This window comes from Limimaricola pyoseonensis, from assembly GCF_900102015.1.
GTDB classification, from domain to species: Bacteria; Pseudomonadota; Alphaproteobacteria; order Rhodobacterales; family Rhodobacteraceae; genus Limimaricola; species Limimaricola pyoseonensis.
In genome coordinates this window covers 495038-515844 of record NZ_FNAT01000001.1, presented here as the reverse complement: position 1 = coordinate 515844, position 20807 = coordinate 495038, and the positions used below count along the sequence as shown (strand labels likewise).

Sequence of the window (20807 nt, the reverse complement as noted above, 5' to 3'; positions counted from 1 at the left end):
CGGGTGGGAGCCGCACAAAGCAAAGCGCATCGCTCCTCAAAGCAAACCTGAAACCGGTTCGTCCGCGAACCCGAAACCGCAGCCTTGGAAAGGAGGCCGGCTGTTCTTGTGAACCCGACGCATCCTGCGGCGGGAATAAGAGGGAGAACGCAATGTTCGATATCCCCTATGGTGCGGCCAGTGCGCTGCACATCTTCGCCCACGATAATATGGAAGGGTTGCAGAACGCGGCCCTGCTGCTCGGCGGCCGGCCATGGCTGACCCGCACGCAGCGTCTCATGGAGGACCTTCGCGCGTCTCCAGTGACCAGTCGGCGCGTCCAACGCGAGGTCATTGCACTGCACGCGCTCCTATCGCTCGATCATGTCCATGATGAGGATCGCCCGGAGGCCGGCTACTTCGCGGATCTCGATCCCGAGCAGCCTTATGTCGAGGAGATCTGTCTTCTCGCGGATGGGCTGACCGATGCCATCGCTGCAACCATGGAGCATTTCGGTCCGTCAATGCGGACGGCGCTTCAGTCCTACCAGAGGGAGGTGTAACCATGTGCGACGAAAACGAGGATCCCCTCAAGGCTGCCATCCTCGACGCCTTCGAGGCTGCGCATGCTGCGAGCGACGCTCTTCACGCCGCGAACGACAGCTGGACACCGGATAGCCTGATGCGTCGGCAGATCGAGGAGCTCGATCGTCGGCTCGATAACCCCCGACTGTTCGAGCCGCGCACATTGGATAGGGTCTATGCCGTTTCGCAAGCGCTCAGCCACGCGTCCGAACTGGAATGGGTCACCGAGTTCATTGCCGACGAGCACTGCGTGTCGGAGTCGCCTGAGCACTCATTTTTCACTGAGCGTGGACGGGCGATCATGAAGGCGTATCTCGACCTGGTCGATCTTCTATGCGCGCTGCGGCGCGTCAGGGATCTGATCCAAGCGGAAGAGCTAGCGTCGACCCTTAGGTTCCAAGGCACAAGTCAGTTCGGTGCCCGTTAAGTGGAACGCTAAAGATGAGGAGCAGCCGGCCCGCCCGGCTGCTCCGATATTTTTCAAGGATTCAGGCGAGTCCTGCCACCTAGAAAAAACGCCCCGAGAATGGGTCGCTTGCTGTCAAGCTCACTGTGGACTGGAACACATGGTCGGCGGTCGGAATCTTACTGCCATCCCGCCATTCTGATCAATCTGCCTGCGATTGCTGTCCCGGGTCAAATCCGCAGTCAGCGCAAATGCAAAGAGGTTATATCGAGACGCTTACAGGCCCTTGGGAACCGCTTAGCGAGCAGCACAGTGTGGCCGCTGATGCTCCGCGCAGCACGACTCCGCTTCGAGACCATCTGAATATGCCGCACAATGTTGAGTTCGCACATGCAGCAAGGTGCGACCTCACTCGACCGGCCCAAACATGCCGTTCGTCATAGGCACAGCGGAGGTCCGGTGTCAGCCCTGACCGGCCGGTCGCATCAGGCGAAGGGAACTACCGCACCTAGCCCAAAAGCAGCCTTGGTGCCGATGCTCGCATAGCTCAGGCTCCATTCGCTTGACTTCGGCGTTATCAGGGTGATCCTAGCGACAGGTCCGGACGGGCCGTGCTCAGGTGCGGTCGCATGACGAGTTCGGTGCGCTGCCTGTCCAATCACCTGAGGAATTTGCTCTCATGACCGCACGCGGAGCCTTCATCGGCCCGATCGTCGACGATCTCGATACAATTTCAAGCCGCGTCCGCGCGCGCAGCAAGCTCGGATTTACCGATCTCAACCGCATCCTCGAGGACTTCTTCAAAGAATTGCTCAACCTTATCCATAAGGCAAATCTCGTGAACCTCAACGAGACCCGCCGCAACGCGCCCGGCCTCAATCTCGGCGATACGACCAGCGCCACCAAGCGCGCATATCAGGTGACCTCGCAGGCATGTTCGCAAAAGATGAACAATACGCTCGCCAAGATCAACGATGTGGACGCAGAGCTCTACGATGAGATCTACGTCCTGATCATCGGCGAACGCCAAGCGAAATACCAGCTCGATCCCGAGGAGGTGAAGCGAGTCGGTTTCAAGAAACGCAACATAATAGGGATGACCGAACTTGCGAGCATGATTATAGCCAGCGAGATAGACACGATCCGCGCAGTCTACGATAAGCTGCGTGCGGAGCTGCAGCGGATCACCGTCGAGCTTGAGGTCGCAATCGACGGCAAGTTCCCCACCTCGCTCACCGGGGTGGTCGAAGACCGTCCCGCCGTGGATCGCAGCGACGCCTCGCTGCTTTTTGCCGACGCGAGTGATCTGTTCGCCAGTCGCGAGGAAACACAGGCGGCGCTCGATGGGTTCATCGACCGGCTTGAACTGCTCCCGCGCATGACCCGCCAGTTCTTGGGCTGGCTGTTCGACAACACCGATCTCGCGCTTGGGCTCGACAAGCCAGGCATGTTGTCGACCGGGCTGTCAGCTAACGCGGACCTCGTCGCGCGCAAGCATAGCGATCAGCGAGTGCTGCAGGAAGATATCCGACTGCTCCGCAGTTGGCATTTCGTCGATTGCGACGACGACGGTGACGGGACATCGCCGCGCATCAGCATCGGCTTTCCCGGCGCGCATAAGACGAGCCTGTCGGAAGCGCTGCCCAATTTTTTGATCGAACGGAAACTCTCGGCAGAGACCCTTTTTTCGACGATGAATTTTACTGTTTTCGGGCCACCGCCGGTCGCAAACACACCAAAGCACGCCACGAAAAAGAAGCGCAATGCACAGCGCAGAAAATAAGAGGGTTTACCTCGATGCGCCGGATTCCCCAGGAAAAGCACTCAAACAGAGTTTCGGGAGCGTGTGGGCCTTGTCAGGCGTCTGCTTGGCAATCCGCTATGTTGCCCGCCTGCCGCAGCCGCTGTCCGAGGTTCGCCTGAATGCAAGGTCTTCTGCGACGAGCGCCTCGACCGGGCCCAGCTTGGCTCCTGCGCGCGGCTTCCCTGAATGGCCTGGCGCGCCTAGTTTAGTTCCAATCGAGTGTCTACACGATTTACAGTCTCCCGTTTGAAATGCGCGTAGCTGCCATTCTTGACCGGTGAGACGAACGTCGGCTCTCCGCCCGCTCCGCCAGAGCGTCGCGAACGGCCCTCTGCGGTCAGCTATGTAGCCAGCTCCTGCCGCCGCTCAGCATAACTGAACCAGCCATTCGTCGCGCGTATGTGATGAGCATTTCGATGCTTCCAGCGGCAGCAACACTCCGCTAAGGTTCTGCAATGATAAAGACGATACAGAGCCAGAGAGCCAATAGCGGCAACGAACTTTACGATCTTTTGGGGAAAATTACCTGCATCATACCGGTTGAGGATGGCGACCCATATGAGGCCAGCTTTTTACAGGGATTTGCACCCAGCCTGATGCACAATGTAGGCATTGTTCGGCTCATCAATACTTTGCCAAGCGACATTTGGGAATTGACGCCGGAAGGGCAAAAGATCCGGCTCCCAAGGAGGATGTCTGGCCAAGCTTCGGTGATATGGCGAGGCCAGTCGCCGCGAGCTCTAAAAAAAATGGTTACACCTCCACTCCTTCCGTTCACGATCCTTTTTTTAGGGCGCGAGCACAAGATCGAGACGTATCGCGACTGGATAGATGCGCACTCGTTTCCTCTTACGGTTGTTGCCGAAGAAGGTGGCACGATAACATACGAAGATTTCAGTCTGGAAAAGCTAAGGGAAGCCTTCCTCAATATCTGTGATTCCCTTGTGGGACAGATTAAGCCGGATGCTCTGGAAACTGCCCGGGAACACCTTAGAAATTGGTGCGAACCGGAAGAGCGCGATCTTGGATACAAAGTCGGCGGCCATAACGCCGTAGCACCCAATCTGATGTCACTTTATGTAGCGGGGTTTCGCGACACGACTAGCGGTAGCTTTACCAAGATCGGTGGAGGGATCGCTCCCTACGTCGAAACAATTGTTCAAACTACACGCTCAGTTCTGGCGGAGAGGGAGCGGATCGGCGAGCGTGCAGCCAACCAGTATTTCCGGCGACCACCAAGCGTCAGCTTATTTGCCCCTTCTATCTATCCGCACTTCTATGAGACCAGCTTGGCCAACAGCCCATTCACGCCAGAAGAAAAGAAGATCTTCCTTGCTGTGCGGCGCATGCTTCAACGCCAAGATGGCTACGGTTTCAACACCAGCAATCCGACACAGGTTAAGGCGCTCTTAGGTGGAGCGGACGGCCACAAACCCACGCCGCATTCTATCATACTTGAACGGAGTGCCGAGCTGCATCTCGCGACACAATGCGTAGGCACGCTGTCCGCTTCGGAAGTATCCGCAGTGATAAGGTTGCCTAATGCAGTCAACCGAACATCCGGTCAGGTCCGACAGTTTGCTCAACACTACCATGCCACGCGCACCACCGAGAGGAAGAGGCGGGAAGCGTTCAGAAAGGTTCAGAGCGCAGTCACGGCATCTGTGCCAGTAGAATTTTTCGAATTTATTGAAGGTGCCGACGATGGACTCCGCCTGATTACTGATGCCCACCTCGAGTGGATGAACATTCGGGGGCTTCCACTTTGCGTCCAGAAAGATATCACGAGAGTCCCAGTAACGCCCGGAAATCTCTTCGTTGAGCAAGTATTGCCGAAAGAATACCTGCATCTAACGACGTCAGATTTTGAGGAAATATTGATATTGAGCGCGCTTAATGAGGATGACCCCATAAGCGAGTTTTTCGATATAGCACTTGCTGGATTTAAGCCTCATTTCAGAGACAAAATTCGCGTCCGGACGGAGCGCATCAGGAACGAAGCGGATCTGGTGGCTGCGCTAAATTCATACAATGGCTCAATGGTCATCTTTGACGGGCACGGCGGGCATGCGAAAGACAAGCCTGCTGGGCTTCAGCTTTTAGAAGAAAGCATCGATATCTGGCAGCTACAAAGCAAGCGGCCTCGGGTTCCGCCTGTTGTAGTTCTCAGTGCATGCGACACGCATGCAGCCGACCGAAACCATGCCACGACGGCCAATGGGTTCCTCGCAATTGGTGCGCGCACGGTTCTGGGGTCCGTTTTTCCCATTGATGCACGGGATGCGGCATCCTTTGTTGCCAGGCTACTCTATCGCATCGCTGAATTTGTGCCGGCATCCCACAAAATGTTCAATCAGTCTTTGAACTGGATGGAGATCATGGGCGGTATGATCCGGATGCAATTGCTGACAGATTTTTGCCGACGTATGGAAAGCAAGGGTCTGATCGACCACAAAACCTATGAAGCTATTCATCTTGCAGGTAACATGGCCATCAATGCTGGCGACGATTGGCCATACGAAACGGTCGTTACCGAATTATCAAAGCATGGCGTTGATGAAAAGCGGGCATGGCATGAGTTGCGCTCAGCAGTAGCGAACTCGACTGCAATCAGTTATCTCCCGATGGGTTGTCCTGAAACCATCATCGTTCATCCCGACGAAGGCTTTAGAGACGAGGCTCAAGCTGAGATGGACGCAGATCGATAGAACAGGTGCGGCCCAAGAGGCCGCTCCGTTGGGAGGTTACAGGGCGCGCCAGAAGGAGCGGCGAAGGTCGGCTTCCTGCGCTCAGTTTAGATCATCCCAGGCCCAGTGGCTCAAGCCTGACGGAATGTCTGCTTCCGTATTGAAACAAGGGAGCGTTCGCACATGCAGAGAATGTCAGGAAACCGCCCGGAGCAGACATTCGACGCGTAAAGTGAACGTGATTCCCAGTTCCAGGCCATCAGACCCGCGCTACCTTCCCTGCTACACATCAGCGCTGCAGGATGGAGGCTTTTCGATGATTGCGACTTCGGCGGACTGTGCTCGCAAGAGGCTGATCACTTAAGTGTCACCGGGAACCTCATGTGCGGCTTCTAATGGCGAAAGAGAAGCGTCTTCTAAATAGACTTCTTCTGCAGGCGCCAATCCATCTCCGATGCCCTCACCATCAAACTCTGTCTGCCTTTCGCCCGCGAGATGTTCCGAAATGTATTTTTTGTGAGTAGAGTAACTTTCCGGAACGCCGACGTCCGCAGCGGCACTGTCGACCTTCAAGGTTATTTCGTCTGTTCCGACAACCTTGCAGTATGCAGTTAGGTATTCTGAAAGTCTGGCCGGGTTAGGGACCTCCCCTTCACGAAGCACTTCCCGCTCTAGCTGCTTGGCAGCTTGCGTCGGTAGATACTCCATCGTGTCAATATACAAGAACGGATATGGCTCGTTCTTGTTGACACCCTTCAAGATACTTGGGCGCTCCAATCGAATTTGGTGTCCAAAGCTCAAATCCGGTCCGCTATTGACTAGCAGGCGCGCCAGCTGAACGCTCAGCGCAAATTTATCGGGTTGAGCCCTGGACGCGACACGAAAGCCCGTATCTATCGCTTTGCCAAGAAAATCGAATTGGAATGGCTCTTTGTCAGCAGAGAGCTCTAAAGCCTCAGATGCGGGCAATAGTTCGGGGCTATTCTCTCTTGCTCGAAGTTGCACTGTTCGATTTGGCTCAGGAAAGGCTGCCAGCCAGCCCGCACCTTTCAAATTGAGGTCAACACCTTGATCCGAAAGCCGTTTTCTGTATTGGTGAAGCGTCTTGATAAATGCATCAAGCGCGACAGCGCAGGACTTCTTGCTTGCAACTCTCCCGCAAAAAACTAATTCGTCGCCAACTGCCTTCCAGAGCTCAGGGCAGGTATCTGCTCCCACGCTATCGTTTCTTTGACGTTGAAACTCAGCAGCGAAGAGACCCGGGAAGTCCGAGTAGAATCTCTGGAAGACCGTCACCCAGTAAGGCGTTGCCCCAGTCTCCCGAGCCTCCCCATCTTTCGAATTTTTGAATGCTGTGGAACCACTGAGATCCACGGATAGAAACAAGCGCACACGGTATTCTGCGGCTTCAAATCTTAGGGCGTCTATATCAGTCATCAATACCCAGAGTTTTCGCCCTAACGTCGACCGCAGATTGCGTTACGCCAAATGTTTCACTGGCCACGCCTTTTGCATAGGCCTCGCAGAACTCTTCTTTCGGCATTAGAAACGCCGACGCAAACCAATTTGCCTCCCACTCACATCGCACCAAAGCCTCTTGACTTTCGTCGACTTTTCGCGTGGCGCGCATACCGCTTCCTTCGTGCGCTTTTTTTACTTTTGGCCAGTGCATCAGTAGATGCCCAAGCTCGTGGGCAATTGTGAAATTATCACGAAGCTCGCCGGTTTCCGAAGAGAGACGAATAACGAAGGATCCGTCTGGCTCCACAACGATTGCGTCAGTTTGATCTCTATCGAACATCCCTATGTATTCGATTTTGCCGCGGTTTCGGCTCACAAGCTCCGACAACTCGAAACCATTCTTTAAACCAACCGCGGCTCGTTGCTTTTCCGCAAACTCCCAAACTTTCGGCTTACTGACCCTTGACGGGATGGGAGGCCGGTAGGTGATATTCATTCAAACTGCCTCGCTGACCAAGCTGCATGGGAACTGCCCAAAACGGGGCGGACCATGTTCCTATATTGTTCTAGTCCGATTGTCAATTACCCTTGGTTGTCTCGCAGCTTGCGTCCGACTTGGCAAGAAATGGTTTGCCGCCGGGGGCTGATGTCTCGATCAGGCGCATCATGTCGAAACCATCTCGCCTTTGGCCCTGTGTTTTCCGGCTGGAGGAGCTGCGGCGGGCTTACAGTTGCTACGCTGGCCTGTTGGAAAGGTTCAGCCCGTTAGCTTTCGCGAGTTTTACTCCGGTGAGCAGCGGAGAAGCTCTTCCCGCCTTGTCTTCCAGGATTAACACGCGCCCCGTTGATCGCTGCTGCGACCCTCAGAGCCAAGGGGGATCGCACTCTCTTCGAATGTATCATCTAGCCAAAGTGGGTAGGCTCGAGGATGCCGAGCGCGCGGCTTCCCCGTGCCGGACGCAGGCTTCGAGTTAGCCTCCCCCCAAAGAGTTCTAGGTGCACACTTGACTTAGCCACCTCCTGCCAGCCGGTGAGCTGGACCGTGAAGAGCTCGAATGAGACCTTCTATGGGGGGATTATGCGTTTCGAAGTCGGCGCGCGGGATACCGCCCGCGGCTAGCAGGACTGCTGCATTAGGCAGAAAGCGCCACGCCATCCCGAGCCGCGAGGCGCGGGCCCTTCGGGCTCTGGACTTGCTGACCGAACCGCCGCGTGACCATGCTCAGGTCCAGCTGTTCCATCTCGATGTAGGACTTGAGGGTGGCGAGCGAGAACCCCTCGGGCAGGTAGTTCACGATGCCAACATCATCGTTCCGGTGGCCCATCAGGTAGCGCCGCGCCGTGTCCGGCACCGAGCCGGTCACGAGCGTCGAGTTGAAGGTCGTCCGCATGGCGTGCAGGTCGCGACGCTCGGTATAAACTTTCCGGGTCGTGCGGTAGTAGTTGAAGTTCTTCGTGAAGTTCGAGGTGAAAGTCAGCCGGCTGGACTTCGACCGGCTCACCTTGTCGAAGATACGCTCCTTGCCAAGCCCGCGCTGGCGCTGCACGAGTTCGAGGAATCCGAGTTCGATCAGCTGGCTGTGGATGGGGATCATTCGGCGGGCATTGTCGCTTTTGAGCGATTGGCCCGTGCCCCGCTCAATGTCGAAGAAGTGGATGCCGTCGTCGCACCGGATGTTCTTCGGCTTCAGCTGCAGGATCTCCTCGCTGCGCAGGCCATGGAGGCGCGCGATCAACGGCACCCAGAACACATGATCGTTGATCTGAGTCTTCTCCGAGTTCCACTTCTCCGTTTTCAGAAGGGCAGCGAAATCGCCGCTGCTCCAAATCTGGCGCGACGTCGTGGGGAGCGATTTGCGCATGTCCTCGATCATGGCTTGGCCGACGACGTAGGGCTTGAACGGGTTGTGCGAGAGCTGCCCCTTGCTCACAGCGTGATCCAGGGGAGCCGACAGGTATTTCTGGTGGCGCTGGAACGTGCGCGGCGAGATGCGAGCGATTCTGGCTTTGCGCAAGAGCTCCTCCTTCGCGTCGCCATCAAGACCTTGCTGAGCGATCTGCTTCTCGGCGGCGGCGATCTGCGCCTGCTCCTCCTTGTCTTTTAGTTCGATGAACTCGAGACAGCTCAGCTCCCGCAGACTGCTGGACCGGCCGTGATTGTTGGGAAGCCGAAGCAGGGTGTCGTTGAACCGGGTCCAGACCTCGCCGCCAGCTTGCGAAATGCGTGTGTCGCCCAGGATGTCCGCGATCAACTTGCGGGTGGAGCGAATGGTGTCAGCGTCCTTCATGAAGCGCTCGGCCTTGCCGGCATCTTCGAATGTGTAGGCGCCATCGGTCCGCACGCCACGCGACATCTCGTCGAACCACTCGTCCCAGAGCTCCAGAAGGCTGGGGTCTGACCCCTTCAGGCAGCGCGCCGGTGCGCCATGGCTCGCATCGACCGAGACCGACAGCCCCTCCCGCTGGTGAAACGGCGTCGGCGCTGCGGATACAGCCGCCGTCGGGGCGGAGGTTGCCTCCTCGACGACTACGGCCTCGGTCCTCGTTTCCTGCGGTTCGGCCTGAATGACGGGCTGCGCCGGGGCTGCGGGCGAGACTGGTGGGGCTGCGAGCGCCTTGGAAGGGGGGCCAGAAGCGGCCGATTGGCCGAGCGCAGCCGAGAGATAGGGCTGAGGCTCGGAGAAATGGCCACGGGCGCGGCGCTCCTTCTCCTCGCTGATCTCGATCATGAGGCGGATCATCCTGTCGGCCAGAATGGCAAAGTCGTCTTCGCTCTCATCGAGGGTGAGGCCCAAGCGGCACGCGGTATCTCGGATCGGGGCCAGGGCAGGGGTGGTATCGCACAGGAAGATGGCATCGCGCAGAGAGGCGCGCGCTGCTTCCTCAACGGCCATCGCCACTTCCGCGGCTTGCCTGGTGCGAGGGCCGGTCAGAGCGCGCAGGCGATCGGCGGCCTCGATGTCGATCCGGGCGTAGGTGACCAGGATGTTCGTCATGACCTCTGGCGACACGAGCGACTCCGCGTTGAAGCAGAGGTCGCTGACGGCGGTCAGTCGCCGGGCGAGCTCTGCGGCATCGCGGGGGACGTGCGTGCGCAGCGGAAAGCAGAAGAATTCCGGTTTGAATCGAGATCTGGCGTGGGCCGGGACACGGCGGCGCCAGTAGTAGCCAGTTGCTCTGAGTTCGAGGTGAGGGGTCTTGATCACCATGGGCGAGGGGCCTCCAGGAGTTGGAGGTGTCGCGGGGCGATCCGGGATCTTGTGCAGAGCTTTGTGCAAAGCCAAATGAAAAACCCCCGGGTCTCTGCCGAGACCCGGGGGTTTTCTGCCTAAACTTCAGCGGGTTGCTGGAAGTTTGGCTCCGGCGGTAGGGATCGAACCTACGACCAATTGATTAACAGTCAACTGCTCTACCGCTGAGCTACGCCGGAACATGTGGCGCATATAGCGTTATCCGTTCCGGACTGTCCAGAGGCCCCTCGGAAAAAATCCGGCGCTTGTCGTCACGTCAGCGAAAACGAGGCGCGCAGCGGGTCCGCGTCATCCGAGGCAACGAGGTTTCTGTTTTCGAGATCAACGAGATGCGCGATCACGTTGCGCATGGCGGCGGGGTGGAGTGAAGGCGCGACATCGCTGTAGAGCGCCCTCGTCAGCGCGCCCGCATCCGCTGTGCCGGCCCGCAGCGCGGCGAGGATCTGACGCTCCCGGTCGCGGCGATGCGCGATCAGCCAGTCGATCCGCGCGGCCGCGTCGTCGATCGGCGCGCCATGGCCCGGAAAGAGGCGCCGCGCGGCGCGCGCGCGCAGCCGTTCGCAGGATGCGACGAACTGCGACACGTCGCCGTCGGGCGGCGAGACCAGCGTGCTGGCCCAGCCCATCACCAGGTCGCCGGTAAAGAGGCAGCCGTTCCATTCGAGGCAGAGATGGTTGCCCATGTGGCCGGGCGTGTGCAGGGCCTCGAGCCGCCAGCCGGGCCCCTCGAGGCTGGCGCCGTCTTGCAGCGTGCGGTCCGGCGTGAAGGCCGCATCGACCCCTTCGCCGCCGCCGATCCGGCCGGCCAGACGCCGCATGGCGGCGCTGCGGCCGCTTTGCGCATCTCCGAAGGCCAGGATCGGTGCCCCCACCTGCCGCGCCAGCGCCGGGGCCAGGGCCGAATGGTCGCGATGGGCATGGGTGACGATGATGGCCTCGACCGGCCGGCCGCCGATTTCGGCCAGGAGCGCGGCCAGATGCCCGGCCATGTCCGGGCCCGGGTCGATGATGCAGAGCGCGTCCTCGCCCAGCAGGTAGCTGTTGGTGCCCCGCTCGGTCATCGGCGAGGGGTTGGGCGCGCGCAGCCGCACCAGCCCGGGTTCGAGTGCGATCCGGTCGGGATCATCGGTGTCGGCCATGCTTTTCCTTTCCGGGTCCGCGGTCTAGCCTGCGCCATGACCTTCGACTGGCTCAAGCGTTGGATGCCCACGGGGCTGCAGGGGCGTGCCGCGCTCATCCTGCTGCTTCCGGTGGTCACGCTGCAACTGGTGATCTCGGTCAGTTTCGTGCAGCGCCATTTCGAGGGCGTGACGCGGCAGATGACCCGCTCGGTCCTGCTCGAGCTGCGTTACGTGGTCGAGGCCGTCGAGGAGGCCGGCCGGCCGGCCGAGGCGGCGCGGCGGGCGCAGCGGCTGGGCGGCCCGCTCGAGCTGGACACGGTGCTCGGCGCACCGCCGCCGGTACAGGGCAGCCGCCGCCCCTGGGACCTGTCGGGCCGGCAGGTCGAGGCGGTGCTCGGCGCGGGCCTGCCGGGCCTCACGGCGGTCGAGCTCTGGCCGCGGCGCGACGTGGCCGTCTGGATCGAGACCCGGCACGGCCCGCTGCGCATCACCTTCGACCGGCGCCGCGTCTCGGCCAGCAACCCGCACCAGCTGATCGTGCTGATCGTGGTGCTGGGCGGCCTGCTGACGCTGGTGGCCTACCTGTTCCTGCGCAACCAGCTGCGGCCGATCACCCGGCTGGCCGCGGCCGCCGCGGCCTATGGCAAGGGCCGCATCGTGCCGTACCGGCCCGCGGGGGCGGCGGAGGTGCGCGCCGCCGGGTCGGCCTTTCTCGACATGCGCAGCCGGATCGAGCGCCAGAGCCAGGCGCGGACGCTGATGCTGTCGGGAATCAGCCACGACCTGCGCACGCCGCTCACCCGGATGCGGCTCGGCCTGTCGATGCTGCCGGAGGAGGAGGCGGCGCCGCTGGCCGACGATGTCGAGGAGATGCAGCGCCTGCTCGACGGCTTTCTCGATTTCGCGCGCGGCGACGCGGCCGACCGGGTGGAGCGTATAGACGTCTGCGGCCTTGTCCGGCGCGTGGTCGAGGATGCGCGCCGGGCGGGGCAGGCGGTGACGCTGATCGAGGCGCCGGACGTGGCGCAGGAAATGGAGCTGCGGCCCGTGGCGCTGCGGCGCGCGCTCGAGAACCTCATGGGCAACGCCCTGCGCTACGGCGACCGGGCCGAGGTGACGCTGCAGGTCACGCCGCGCAGTCTCAGGGTCATGGTCGAGGATGACGGGCCGGGCATCCCGGCCGAGCGCCGCGAGGAGGCGATGCGGCCCTTCACGCGGCTCGACCCGGCGCGCAACCAGGATCGGGGCTCGGGCGTGGGGCTGGGGCTGGCCATCGTGGCCGACATCGCCCGCACCCATGGCGGCACCCTCAGGCTCGACGACAGCGCCCGGCTGGGCGGGCTGATGGCCGAGCTGGTCATCGCGCGATGACCTGACGCAAGGTCATTCGTGCCGTCATGGCCACAGTGGCGGCGATTTGGCGGCGACGCCACATTCCGGCCACGTTTGAGCGATTACACGAAAGCATCAACAGATCTAACAATCGATGGCGTCCCGGCCTTTGCGTCGGGTGTGTCGGGCCAAGATCCAAAATGGGCTGCCCGACCGCGCTCCACTCACATCGAGATGAGACAAATGGGTATTGCTAATGCGATGCAGACCGGCGTGAGCGGTCTGCGGGCCAACGCCACCGCCGTGGGGCGGATTTCCGAGAACATCGCCAACGCCAACACCGACGGCTACCGGCGCAGCTTCGTGCAGATGGTGACCAGCTCGACGCTCAGCTCGGCCGCCGCACCGGCGCCCGCGGGCGTGCGCGCCATGCAAAGCCAGGACGTCAGCCTCGAGGGCGCGCTGCGCGCCACCGAACGGCCGACCGACCTCGCGATCGGCGGCAACGGCTTCTTCGTGGTCACCAAGCAGCCGAACGACCCGGTCGAGGCGAACTACATGCTGACCCGGGCGGGCTCCTTCCTGCCCGACGAGAACGGCAACCTGCGCAACGCCGCGGGCTACTACCTCGCGGGCTTTCCCTACGACCAGACCGCCTCTCTCGGCGTGATTGACCGCAACAGCTTTGACGCCATGAAGACGGTCAACCTCGCGAGCTTCAGCCAGACCGGCTCCCCGTCCAACCGGGTGGAGCTGGCCGGCAACCTGCCGTCGCAGCAGACCGGCCTCGCAGAGCCCGGCGAGCCGTTCCTGAGCTCGGCCGAGTTCTACACGCCGCTGGGCGAGGCGGAACGGCTGCAGTTCTCCTGGCAGCCGACCGACCAGGAAAGCACATGGGTCTTGTCCGTCTCGCACGAGGACGGCACGCAATACGGCGACGTGCGGGTGAAGTTCCACAACAGCGGCCCGCTGACCGGGGCGCCCGAGGTCTACTCCGACATCAACTCGACCGCGATCGCGCCCGCCGGGTTCGCCTTCGACCCGGCCACCGGAACCGCGACGCTGACCATCGAGAGCGGCGACACGCCGCAGACCGTGACGGTGGCGCTCGGCGCCCCCGACGAGCACAGCGGCATGACCCAGTTCGCCGGCGACTACTCGCCGCTGAAGATCACCGCCGATGGCGCCGAGAGCGGTGTTCTGGTGCGGACCGAGATCGACGAGCGCGGCGATGTCTACGGCGTGTTCAGCAACGGCTCGCGCAAGCCGCTCTACAACATCCCGCTGGCCGAGGTGGCCAATCCCGACGGGCTTCTGGCGACCGACGGCAACGCCTACCTGGTGTCACGCGCCTCGGGCAATTTCCGCCTGAGCCAAGCGGGCGCGGGCTCGGCCGGAACGTTGAAATCCGGGGCGTTGGAAAGCTCCAACGTCGAGGTGGCGCAGGAGCTGACCGACCTGATCCAGACCCAGCGGGCCTATTCCTCGAACGCCAAGACCGTGACCACCGTCGACGAGATGCTCGACGAGACCACCCGCCTGAAGCGCTGATCGCGCGCCGCCCCCGGTGCCTTGCGGCACCGGGGGCGAAGGCCCGGCTCAGGCCAGGGCCGCCCAATCGGCGGCGGAGAGCGTGGTGACGGTGAACTCCTCCCACGCGCCCACATCCTCGCCGTCGAAGGCGCGGATCTCCAGCGTGGTCTCGCCCGGTCGCCTGTCGGTGCGGACGCGGACCATCCCGATCTCGTCGGCATCGACGCGAAACCCCGCCTCGGTGTCGATCACGCCTTGGCCTCGGAAGACGAAATTGTCCCGACCTTGGGTGTCGCGCAGCTCGAACCAGACCGGCGCGTCGCCATCGGCATCGGTGACGCGCAGGTGGTCGGCCAGGTCCGTCCGGTAGGCGCCGCGCGCCCGGCCGACGGTGATGTCGGCGACTGTGACGAGCGGCGCGGCGTTCGGGTCCTCGGCCTGCATGGCGGGCGCGGGGCTCGCGGCGGCGGGAGTGGCGGGCAGGGGGGGCGCGTCCAGCATCGCCGGGGCGGCGCTGCGCGCGAAGTTCTGCGTGACCATCACCGCGTCCCAGCCCGAGAAATCGCCGGTCTCGATGCCGATCCCGATCAGTTCGTAATCGGGGTCGAGGATGTTGTCCCGGTGCCCGGGGCTGGCCATCAGCGCCGCATGCAGCGACACGACATCGTCGGCGATGCCGCTGGCGCCGCGCTCCGACTGCCAGGCGACGTTCTCGCCCCAGCTCCAGTCGCCGGCGAACTCGAAGCCGGCCTCGCGCATCCGCGCCCCGGCATTCGATCCGCCGGCGCCGTCATGCGAGAAGATGTTGTTCGTCAGCATCCAGTCGCTGTGCCGCTCGCTCGACGCGTTCAACCTGAAATCGAGTTGCAGCGGATCGACGCCGATCGCCGCGCGCTCGGAATTGATGAGGTCGAGCATCTGCCGCTCGAACGAATTCGCCTTGGACATGGACCATTCCTCGCTGCGATCCGGGGGACGGCGTTTCGTTAGGTCAACGAGGCGCACGGGCGGAAGCGCAGCCGCGCGAGGGCGCCGCGACCGGCGGTCGCGCGCCCATGGCGGCCCCAAGAGCGGCGAGGCTTCGCCGGCTCCGCCCGCGCAACGGGCGGCGCGTTGACGTTACGCAATCCGAGGGGGAAACGAGCGGATCGTCGCCGCCTGTCGCGCCGGTGGACCCGATAACGATGCGGGTGCCGCGCCACGCTCGGCTCCCGCACCGGCACCGGCCGAGCCTCGCGAGCGGCCGGCGGTCGGGACGGGGTCTGCCGCAACCTGGGCGCGACCGCGCCGGGGTGACGCAGCCCACACCGCCACGCGCGGGGGCGCCGGGCCCGTGTCCGGGCATCGCGGACCGGCCCTTATGTCCTTCATGTGATTGCGCTCCCTTGACGAAAGGCGCAATGACGTCAGGCTTACGGCATCGAAGCGATGGGGAGGGCGCGATGCGCATTCAGAGACATTTCAGGCCGGCGCTCTGCGCGACCATGGCGCTTGGCATGGCGGGGACAGCGGCGGCGGAGACCTTCCGCTGGGCCTCGGTCACCGATCCGCAGACGATGGACCCGCACGCCGTCAACGCAGCGCCCGTCACCTCCTTTCTCAACAACGTCTATGAGGGCCTCGTGCGCCGCGACGGCGATCTCGCGATCGAGCCGTCGCTCGCCACCGCATGGGAGCCGCTCGAGGGCGAGGATGGCTGGCGCTTCACCCTGCGCGAGGGCGTGACCTATCACGACGGCGCCGAGTTCACCGCCGAGGACGTGCGCTTCTCCTACGAACGCGCCGCCTCCGAAGAGAGCGACGTGCGCTCCTGGTTCGCGCCGGTGACCGAGTTCCGCGTCGTGGACGACTACACCGTCGAGTTCGTCACCGACGGGCCGAACCCGCTGTTTCCCGAGTCGATCGCCAACTTCCTGATCATGGATTCGGGCTGGGCCGAGACCAACGGCGCCGAGCGCCCCTCGCGCGATGCCGAGAACTTCGCCACCCGCAACGCCAACGGCACCGGGCCTTACGTGCTCGCCTCGCGCGATCCAGGCGTCGAGACCCGTCTGACGCCGTTCGACGGCTGGTGGGGCGAGGATCGCGGCAACGTCACCGAGGGCATCTTCACGCCGATCGGCAACCCCTCGACCGGGCTCGCGGCGCTGCTGTCGGGCGAGATCGACTTCATCGAACCGATCCCGATCCAGGACGTCGCCCGCGTCGAGAACCAGGACGGCTTCAAGGTCATCCAGGGCCTCGAGACCCGTGTCATCATGTTCGGCTTCGGCCATGACCACGAGGCGCTGCTCTATTCCGACGACGTCTCGGGCGAGAACCCCTTCACCGATCCGCAGGTGCGCCTCGCGGTCGCCCATGCGATCGACGTCGACACCATCAACCGCGTGGTAATGCGCGGCACGGTCGAGCCCGCGGGCCAGCTCGTGCCCGAGGGCATCTCGGGCTATTCCGAGGCCCATGCCGGCCGCCCGGCCTACGACCCCGAGCAGGCGCGCGCGCTTCTGGCCGAGGCGGGCTACCCGGAGGGCTTCTCCTTCGGGCTGAAATGCACCAACGACCGCTACATCAACGACGAGGCGGTCTGCCGCGCCGCGGCCTCGATGCTGGCCGAGGTCGGCCTCGACGCCGAGCTGACCACCGTGCCGGTGCGCAACTACTGGGAACAGCTGCGCGCCGACGACTACGACATGTACCTGCTGGGCTGGAGCCCGGGCACCTTCGACCACGAGCACCCGATCCGCTTCCTGATGCACACCCAGGACGACGAGGCGAAGCTCGGCTCCTGGAACTTCGGCAACTTCTCGAACGACCGCGTCGACGAGCTGCTGCCGATGATCCAGAACGAGCTCGACCCGCAGGCGCGCCAGGAGATGATCGACGAGGTCGTGGCGATCATGCAGGAGGAGACGGCCTATGTGCCGCTCTACACCGAGCCGCTGATCTGGGCCGCCAAGGAGAACGTCGATCTGACCCAGCGGGCCGACAACTTCTTCATGCTGCGCTGGGTCACGGTCGAGTAGGCCGAAGGCGCGGGGAAGAGGGCGATGGCGTGGTTCCTGATCAAGCGGCTGGCGCAGTCCGTGCTGGTGATGGTCGCCGTCGCCTTCCTCGCCTTCTCGCTGTTCCGCTTCGTCGGCGACCCGGTCAGCCAGATGACCGGGGTCGAGACCTCGGTCGAGGACCGCGAGCGGCTGCGCGAGGAGCTGGGTCTGAACGACCCCTTCGCGCTGCAGTTCCTGCGCTTCACCGGCGACCTGCTGCAGGGTGATTTCGGCTATTCCTACCGCACCCGCCAGCCGGTGGGCGAGATGATCCTCGACCGGCTGCCCGCCACCATCGAACTGGGTGTGGTGGCGCTGCTGATCTCGCTCGTCGTCGGCATACCGGCGGGCATCTACACCGCTCTGAGACCCAAGGGCGTGACCAGCCAGAGCGTGCTGCTGCTGACGCTGGTGGGCGTGTCGATCCCGACCTTCGTGATCGGCATCATGCTGATCTTCACCTTCGGCGTCTGGCTGAACTGGCTGCCGACCTTCGGCCGCGGCGGCACGGTCGAGATCGGCTGGTGGGAAAGCTCGCTGCTGCGGCCCGAGGGCTGGCGCTTCCTGATCCTGCCGGCGCTGACGCTCGGGGTCTACCAGCTGACGCTGACCATGCGGCTGGTGCGGGCCGAGATGATGGAGGTCATGCGCTCGGACCACATCCGCTTTGCCACGGCGCGGGGCGTGCCGTGGCGGCGGCTGCATTTCCGCCACGCGCTGCCCAACACCATGATCCCGGTGATCACCATCATCGGCTTGCAGTTCGGCGGCGTCATCGCCTTCTCCATCGTCACCGAAAGCGTGTTCCAGTGGCCCGGCATGGGGCTTTTGTTCCTCGAGTCGATCCGCTTCGTCGATATCCCGGTGATGAGCGTCTACCTCGTGGTCATCGCCTTCTTCTTCGTCGTGGTGAACCTGGCCGTGGACCTGCTCTACGTCGCCATCGACCCGCGGCTGCGGGTGCGGGAGGCCGCCTGATGCTCGACTACATCCGCCGCCGCGAGGGGCTGTGGCTCTTCACCCGCTCGCCCGCCGCGATGATCGCGGCGCTGGCGACGGTCGTGATCGTCGGCGGCGCGCTGCTCGCGCCTTGGATCGCCGCCTCGAACCCCTACGACCTGTCGACCTTCAGCCTGATCGACGGGCTGAAGCCGCCGGCCTGGCTGCCCGGCGGCGACCCGGAGTTCCTGCTCGGCACCGATGACCAGGGCCGCGACATGATCTCCTCGATCCTCTACGGCGCGCGGCTGTCGCTGCTGATCGGGCTGATGGCGATGCTGATCGCCACGCTGCTGGGCGTCGGGCTGGGGCTGCTTGCGGGCTATTTCGGCGGCTGGGTCGACGCGGTGGTGATGCGCGTGGCCGACGTGCAGCTGGCGCTGCCGGCGATCCTGACCGCGCTTCTGATCGACGGCATCGCCCGCGGCGTGCTGCCGACCGCGCTGCACCAGGAACTGCGGGTGCCGGTGCTGACGCTCGCCATCGCGCTGTCGCTCTGGGTCAATTTCGCGCGCACCGCGCGGGCCTCGGTGATGGTCGAGAAGAACAAGGAATACGTGCAGGCGGCGATGATGCAGGGCCAGCACCCGCTGCGCGTCATGGGCGTGCACATCCTGCCCAACATCCTCGGGCCGCTCCTCGTCATCATGACCGTCGACCTCGCCTCGGCGATCCTGCTCGAGGCGACGCTGTCCTTCCTCGGCATCGGCCTGCCGGCCGACAGCCCCTCTCTCGGCACGCTGATCCGGATCGGCATGGGCTTCCTGCTCTCGGGCGAGTGGTGGATCCTCTGGGTGCCGACCGCCTTCCTCGTGGCGCTGGTCGTCTCGATCAACATCCTGGGCGACTTCCTGCGCGACCTGTTCAACCCGAGGCTCAGATGACCCTGCTCAGCGTCGAAGACCTCACCGTGCGCTTCCCCTCGCGCTTCGGCGAGCTGACCGCCGTGGAGGGCGTGTCGCTCTCGATCGGACCGGGCGAGATCCATGGCCTCGTGGGCGAAAGCGGCGCGGGCAAGTCGACCATCGGCGCGGCGGTGATCGGGCTTTTGCCGCATCCGGGCTACGTGGCCGAGGGCCGCCTGCGGCTGGGCGAGACCGACCTGCGCGCGCTGTCGCCGCGCGCCGCGCACCGGCTGCGCGGCGACCGGATCTCCATGATCTTCCAGGACCCGCAGACCAGCCTCGACCCGCTGATGACGGTCGAGGAACAGCTGATCGAGACCATGCAGGCGCATTCCGACATCTCGCGCCGCGCCGCGCGCGAGCGCGCCGTCGACCTTCTGGAAGAGATCGGCATCCGCGACGCCGAGAGCCGCATCTCCTCCTACCCGCACCAGTTCTCGGGCGGGATGCGGCAGCGCGTGGTGATCGCCCTGGCGCTGTGCACCGACCCGGAGCTGATCATCGCCGACGAACCGACCACCGCGCTCGACGTGGCGGTCCAGAGCCAGGTGCTGGCGCTGATCCGGCGCCTGGCCGACGAGCGCGGCATCGGCTTTTTGCTGATCACCCACGACATCGGCGTCATCGCCCAGGTCGCCGACCGCGTGACCGTGCTGCGCGGCGGCAAGGTGATGGAGAGCGGCGCGACGCGGCAGGTGCTCGGCCAGCCGGCGCATGACTACACCCGCGACCTGATGGATTCGGTGCCGCCGATCGACCGCCGGCTCGAGCGCTTCCGCGTGCCGGGCGAGGGCGGGGGCGGGGCGCGACACGCGCAGGACGACCGCCCGGCCGCCCAGGCCCGGCGCTGGCTGACCGCGGAAGGCGAAACAGAGCCGGTGGGTCTGTCGCTCGACGAGGTGACGGTGCGCTTCGCCGGGGCGCGGCGCGGCCTCTGGACCCGCGAGGCGCCCTTCGTCGCGCTCGACGGCGTGTCGCTCTCGGTGCGGCCCGGATCGGTGCTGGGTCTCGTGGGCGAAAGCGGGTCGGGCAAGTCGACGCTCGCCAAGGTGATCACCGGGCTGGTCTCGCCCGCCTCGGGCCAAATGTCCCTGGGCGGCGAGGCGCTGCCCGCCGCCAAGGCCCGGCCGCGCGGCCACGCGGCGCGGCGGCTGATCCAGATGATCTTCCAGGATCCGTTCTCGAGCCTGAACGCGCGTCACGACGTCGGCCGCATCCTGGGCGAGCCGCTCTGGCTCTACGGACTCGAACCCGATGCGAAACGGCGGCGCGCGCTGAGCGCGGCGATGCTCGACCTCGTGGGCCTGCCGGCGGACGCGATCGACAAGTACCCGCACCAGTTCTCGGGCGGGCAGCGCCAGCGCATCGCCATCGCCCGCGCGCTTCTGGCGCGGCCGCGCTTCCTGATCTGCGACGAGCCGACCTCGGCGCTCGACGTGTCGATCCAGGCGCAGGTGCTGAACCTGCTGAAGGACCTGCAGTCGCTGTTCGGCCTGACGGTGCTGTTCATCAGCCACGACCTCGCCGTGGTCCGCCAGCTCGCCGACGAGGTCGCCGTCATGCAGAGCGGCAAGCTGGTCGAGGCCGGGCCGACCGACCAGATCTTCGAGCGGCCGCGCGCGGATTACACGCGCGACCTGCTGCGGCTGACGCCGGTGATGCCGGCGGAATGGCGCGCCGCCTGACGGCGGAGGGGCGCG

The 20807-nt window shown here is 63.7% G+C and carries 15 protein-coding genes and 1 tRNA gene; 10 read left to right on the top strand and 6 right to left on the bottom strand.

Going from position 1 to position 20807, the window contains the following annotated elements:
- Positions 1-152: 152 nt before the first annotated feature.
- The 4 genes from BLT43_RS02470 to BLT43_RS18690 all read left to right on the top strand — a co-directional run bounded on the left by BLT43_RS02470 (position 153) and on the right by BLT43_RS18690 (position 5482).
- The gene (locus BLT43_RS02470; protein ID WP_207497392.1) at positions 153-542 is read left to right on the top strand and encodes a hypothetical protein; all 390 of its coding nucleotides are present in this window, start codon (positions 153-155) and stop codon (positions 540-542) included.
- 2 nt (positions 543-544) lie between these two features.
- The gene (locus BLT43_RS02465; RefSeq protein WP_090109758.1) at positions 545-991 is read left to right on the top strand and encodes a hypothetical protein; all 447 of its coding nucleotides are present in this window, start codon (positions 545-547) and stop codon (positions 989-991) included.
- A gap of 658 nt (positions 992-1649) precedes the next feature.
- The gene (locus BLT43_RS02460; protein WP_090109756.1) at positions 1650-2753 is read left to right on the top strand and encodes an SMEK domain-containing protein; all 1104 of its coding nucleotides are present in this window, start codon (positions 1650-1652) and stop codon (positions 2751-2753) included.
- 476 nt (positions 2754-3229) lie between these two features.
- A complete protein-coding gene (locus BLT43_RS18690) occupies positions 3230-5482 on the top strand; it encodes a CHAT domain-containing protein (protein ID WP_110559005.1) in 2253 nt (750 codons plus the stop codon).
- Positions 5483-5821: 339 nt separating this feature from the next.
- Here the strand turns inward: BLT43_RS18690 and BLT43_RS18835 are convergent, their stop codons facing one another.
- The 5 genes from BLT43_RS18835 to BLT43_RS02440 all read right to left on the bottom strand — a co-directional run bounded on the left by BLT43_RS18835 (position 5822) and on the right by BLT43_RS02440 (position 11312).
- On the bottom strand, positions 5822-6898 hold the full coding sequence (locus BLT43_RS18835) for a hypothetical protein (RefSeq protein ID WP_131802611.1): 1077 nt from the start codon (positions 6896-6898) through the stop codon (positions 5822-5824).
- Positions 6891-7418 (bottom strand): ImmA/IrrE family metallo-endopeptidase, encoded by a 528-nt coding sequence (locus BLT43_RS02455; protein WP_090109754.1) that lies wholly within the window; start codon positions 7416-7418, stop codon positions 6891-6893. Before BLT43_RS02455 ends, BLT43_RS18835 begins: the two co-directional genes overlap by 8 nt.
- A gap of 637 nt (positions 7419-8055) precedes the next feature.
- Complete coding sequence (locus BLT43_RS02450; RefSeq protein ID WP_090109752.1) at positions 8056-10131, bottom strand: DUF6538 domain-containing protein; 2076 nt, start codon at positions 10129-10131, stop codon at positions 8056-8058.
- A 146-nt stretch (positions 10132-10277) separates the two neighbouring features.
- Positions 10278-10352, bottom strand: a tRNA-Asn gene (locus tag BLT43_RS02445).
- Positions 10353-10424: 72 nt separating this feature from the next.
- Entirely contained in the window at positions 10425-11312 is an 888-nt protein-coding gene (locus tag BLT43_RS02440; protein ID WP_090109750.1) for an MBL fold metallo-hydrolase, read from the bottom strand.
- 36 nt (positions 11313-11348) lie between these two features.
- Here BLT43_RS02440 and BLT43_RS02435 point away from each other — a divergent pair, with 36 nt between their 5' ends.
- Together BLT43_RS02435 and BLT43_RS02430 are read left to right on the top strand one after the other, a co-directional pair.
- Complete coding sequence (locus tag BLT43_RS02435) at positions 11349-12665, top strand: ATP-binding protein (protein WP_090109748.1); 1317 nt, start codon at positions 11349-11351, stop codon at positions 12663-12665.
- Between the two features lie 204 nt (positions 12666-12869).
- Complete coding sequence (locus BLT43_RS02430) at positions 12870-14177, top strand: flagellar hook protein FlgE (RefSeq protein ID WP_090109747.1); 1308 nt, start codon at positions 12870-12872, stop codon at positions 14175-14177.
- Between the two features lie 48 nt (positions 14178-14225).
- Here the strand turns inward: BLT43_RS02430 and BLT43_RS19070 are convergent, their stop codons facing one another.
- A complete protein-coding gene (locus BLT43_RS19070; protein WP_110559004.1) occupies positions 14226-15107 on the bottom strand; it encodes a CAP domain-containing protein in 882 nt (293 codons plus the stop codon).
- 494 nt (positions 15108-15601) lie between these two features.
- Here BLT43_RS19070 and BLT43_RS02420 point away from each other — a divergent pair, with 494 nt between their 5' ends.
- Genes BLT43_RS02420 through BLT43_RS02405 form a run of 4 tightly spaced genes read left to right on the top strand, consistent with a single transcriptional unit; the run spans position 15602 to position 20792 of the window.
- Positions 15602-17182, top strand: coding sequence for an ABC transporter substrate-binding protein (locus BLT43_RS02420; protein WP_090109745.1), 1581 nt, complete (start codon positions 15602-15604; stop codon positions 17180-17182).
- A gap of 24 nt (positions 17183-17206) precedes the next feature.
- Positions 17207-18181, top strand: a complete 975-nt coding sequence (locus BLT43_RS02415) for an ABC transporter permease (RefSeq protein ID WP_090109743.1) — start codon at positions 17207-17209, stop codon at positions 18179-18181.
- Positions 18181-19086: an ABC transporter permease gene (locus BLT43_RS02410; RefSeq protein ID WP_090109742.1), complete on the top strand. Its 906-nt coding sequence runs from the start codon at positions 18181-18183 to the stop codon at positions 19084-19086. Before BLT43_RS02415 ends, BLT43_RS02410 begins: the two co-directional genes overlap by 1 nt.
- Positions 19083-20792: a dipeptide ABC transporter ATP-binding protein gene (locus BLT43_RS02405; RefSeq protein ID WP_165612524.1), complete on the top strand. Its 1710-nt coding sequence runs from the start codon at positions 19083-19085 to the stop codon at positions 20790-20792. Before BLT43_RS02410 ends, BLT43_RS02405 begins: the two co-directional genes overlap by 4 nt.
- The last annotated feature ends 15 nt before the right edge of the window (positions 20793-20807 follow it).

Bases quoted from the DNA above. Each gene is read 5' to 3' on its own strand.
- BLT43_RS02470 (WP_207497392.1), top strand. From the start codon at position 153: ATGTTCGATATCCCCTATGGTGCGGCCAGTGCGCTGCACATCTTCGCC.
- BLT43_RS02465 (WP_090109758.1), top strand. From the start codon at position 545: ATGTGCGACGAAAACGAGGATCCCCTCAAGGCTGCCATCCTCGACGCC.
- BLT43_RS02460 (WP_090109756.1), top strand. From the start codon at position 1,650: ATGACCGCACGCGGAGCCTTCATCGGCCCGATCGTCGACGATCTCGAT.
- BLT43_RS18690 (WP_110559005.1), top strand. From the start codon at position 3,230: ATGATAAAGACGATACAGAGCCAGAGAGCCAATAGCGGCAACGAACTT.
- BLT43_RS18835 (WP_131802611.1), bottom strand. From the start codon at position 6,898: ATGACTGATATAGACGCCCTAAGATTTGAAGCCGCAGAATACCGTGTG.
- BLT43_RS02455 (WP_090109754.1), bottom strand. From the start codon at position 7,418: ATGAATATCACCTACCGGCCTCCCATCCCGTCAAGGGTCAGTAAGCCG.
- BLT43_RS02450 (WP_090109752.1), bottom strand. From the start codon at position 10,131: ATGGTGATCAAGACCCCTCACCTCGAACTCAGAGCAACTGGCTACTAC.
- BLT43_RS02440 (WP_090109750.1), bottom strand. From the start codon at position 11,312: ATGGCCGACACCGATGATCCCGACCGGATCGCACTCGAACCCGGGCTG.
- BLT43_RS02435 (WP_090109748.1), top strand. From the start codon at position 11,349: ATGACCTTCGACTGGCTCAAGCGTTGGATGCCCACGGGGCTGCAGGGG.
- BLT43_RS02430 (WP_090109747.1), top strand. From the start codon at position 12,870: ATGGGTATTGCTAATGCGATGCAGACCGGCGTGAGCGGTCTGCGGGCC.
- BLT43_RS19070 (WP_110559004.1), bottom strand. From the start codon at position 15,107: ATGTCCAAGGCGAATTCGTTCGAGCGGCAGATGCTCGACCTCATCAAT.
- BLT43_RS02420 (WP_090109745.1), top strand. From the start codon at position 15,602: ATGCGCATTCAGAGACATTTCAGGCCGGCGCTCTGCGCGACCATGGCG.
- BLT43_RS02415 (WP_090109743.1), top strand. From the start codon at position 17,207: ATGGCGTGGTTCCTGATCAAGCGGCTGGCGCAGTCCGTGCTGGTGATG.
- BLT43_RS02410 (WP_090109742.1), top strand. From the start codon at position 18,181: ATGCTCGACTACATCCGCCGCCGCGAGGGGCTGTGGCTCTTCACCCGC.
- BLT43_RS02405 (WP_165612524.1), top strand. From the start codon at position 19,083: ATGACCCTGCTCAGCGTCGAAGACCTCACCGTGCGCTTCCCCTCGCGC.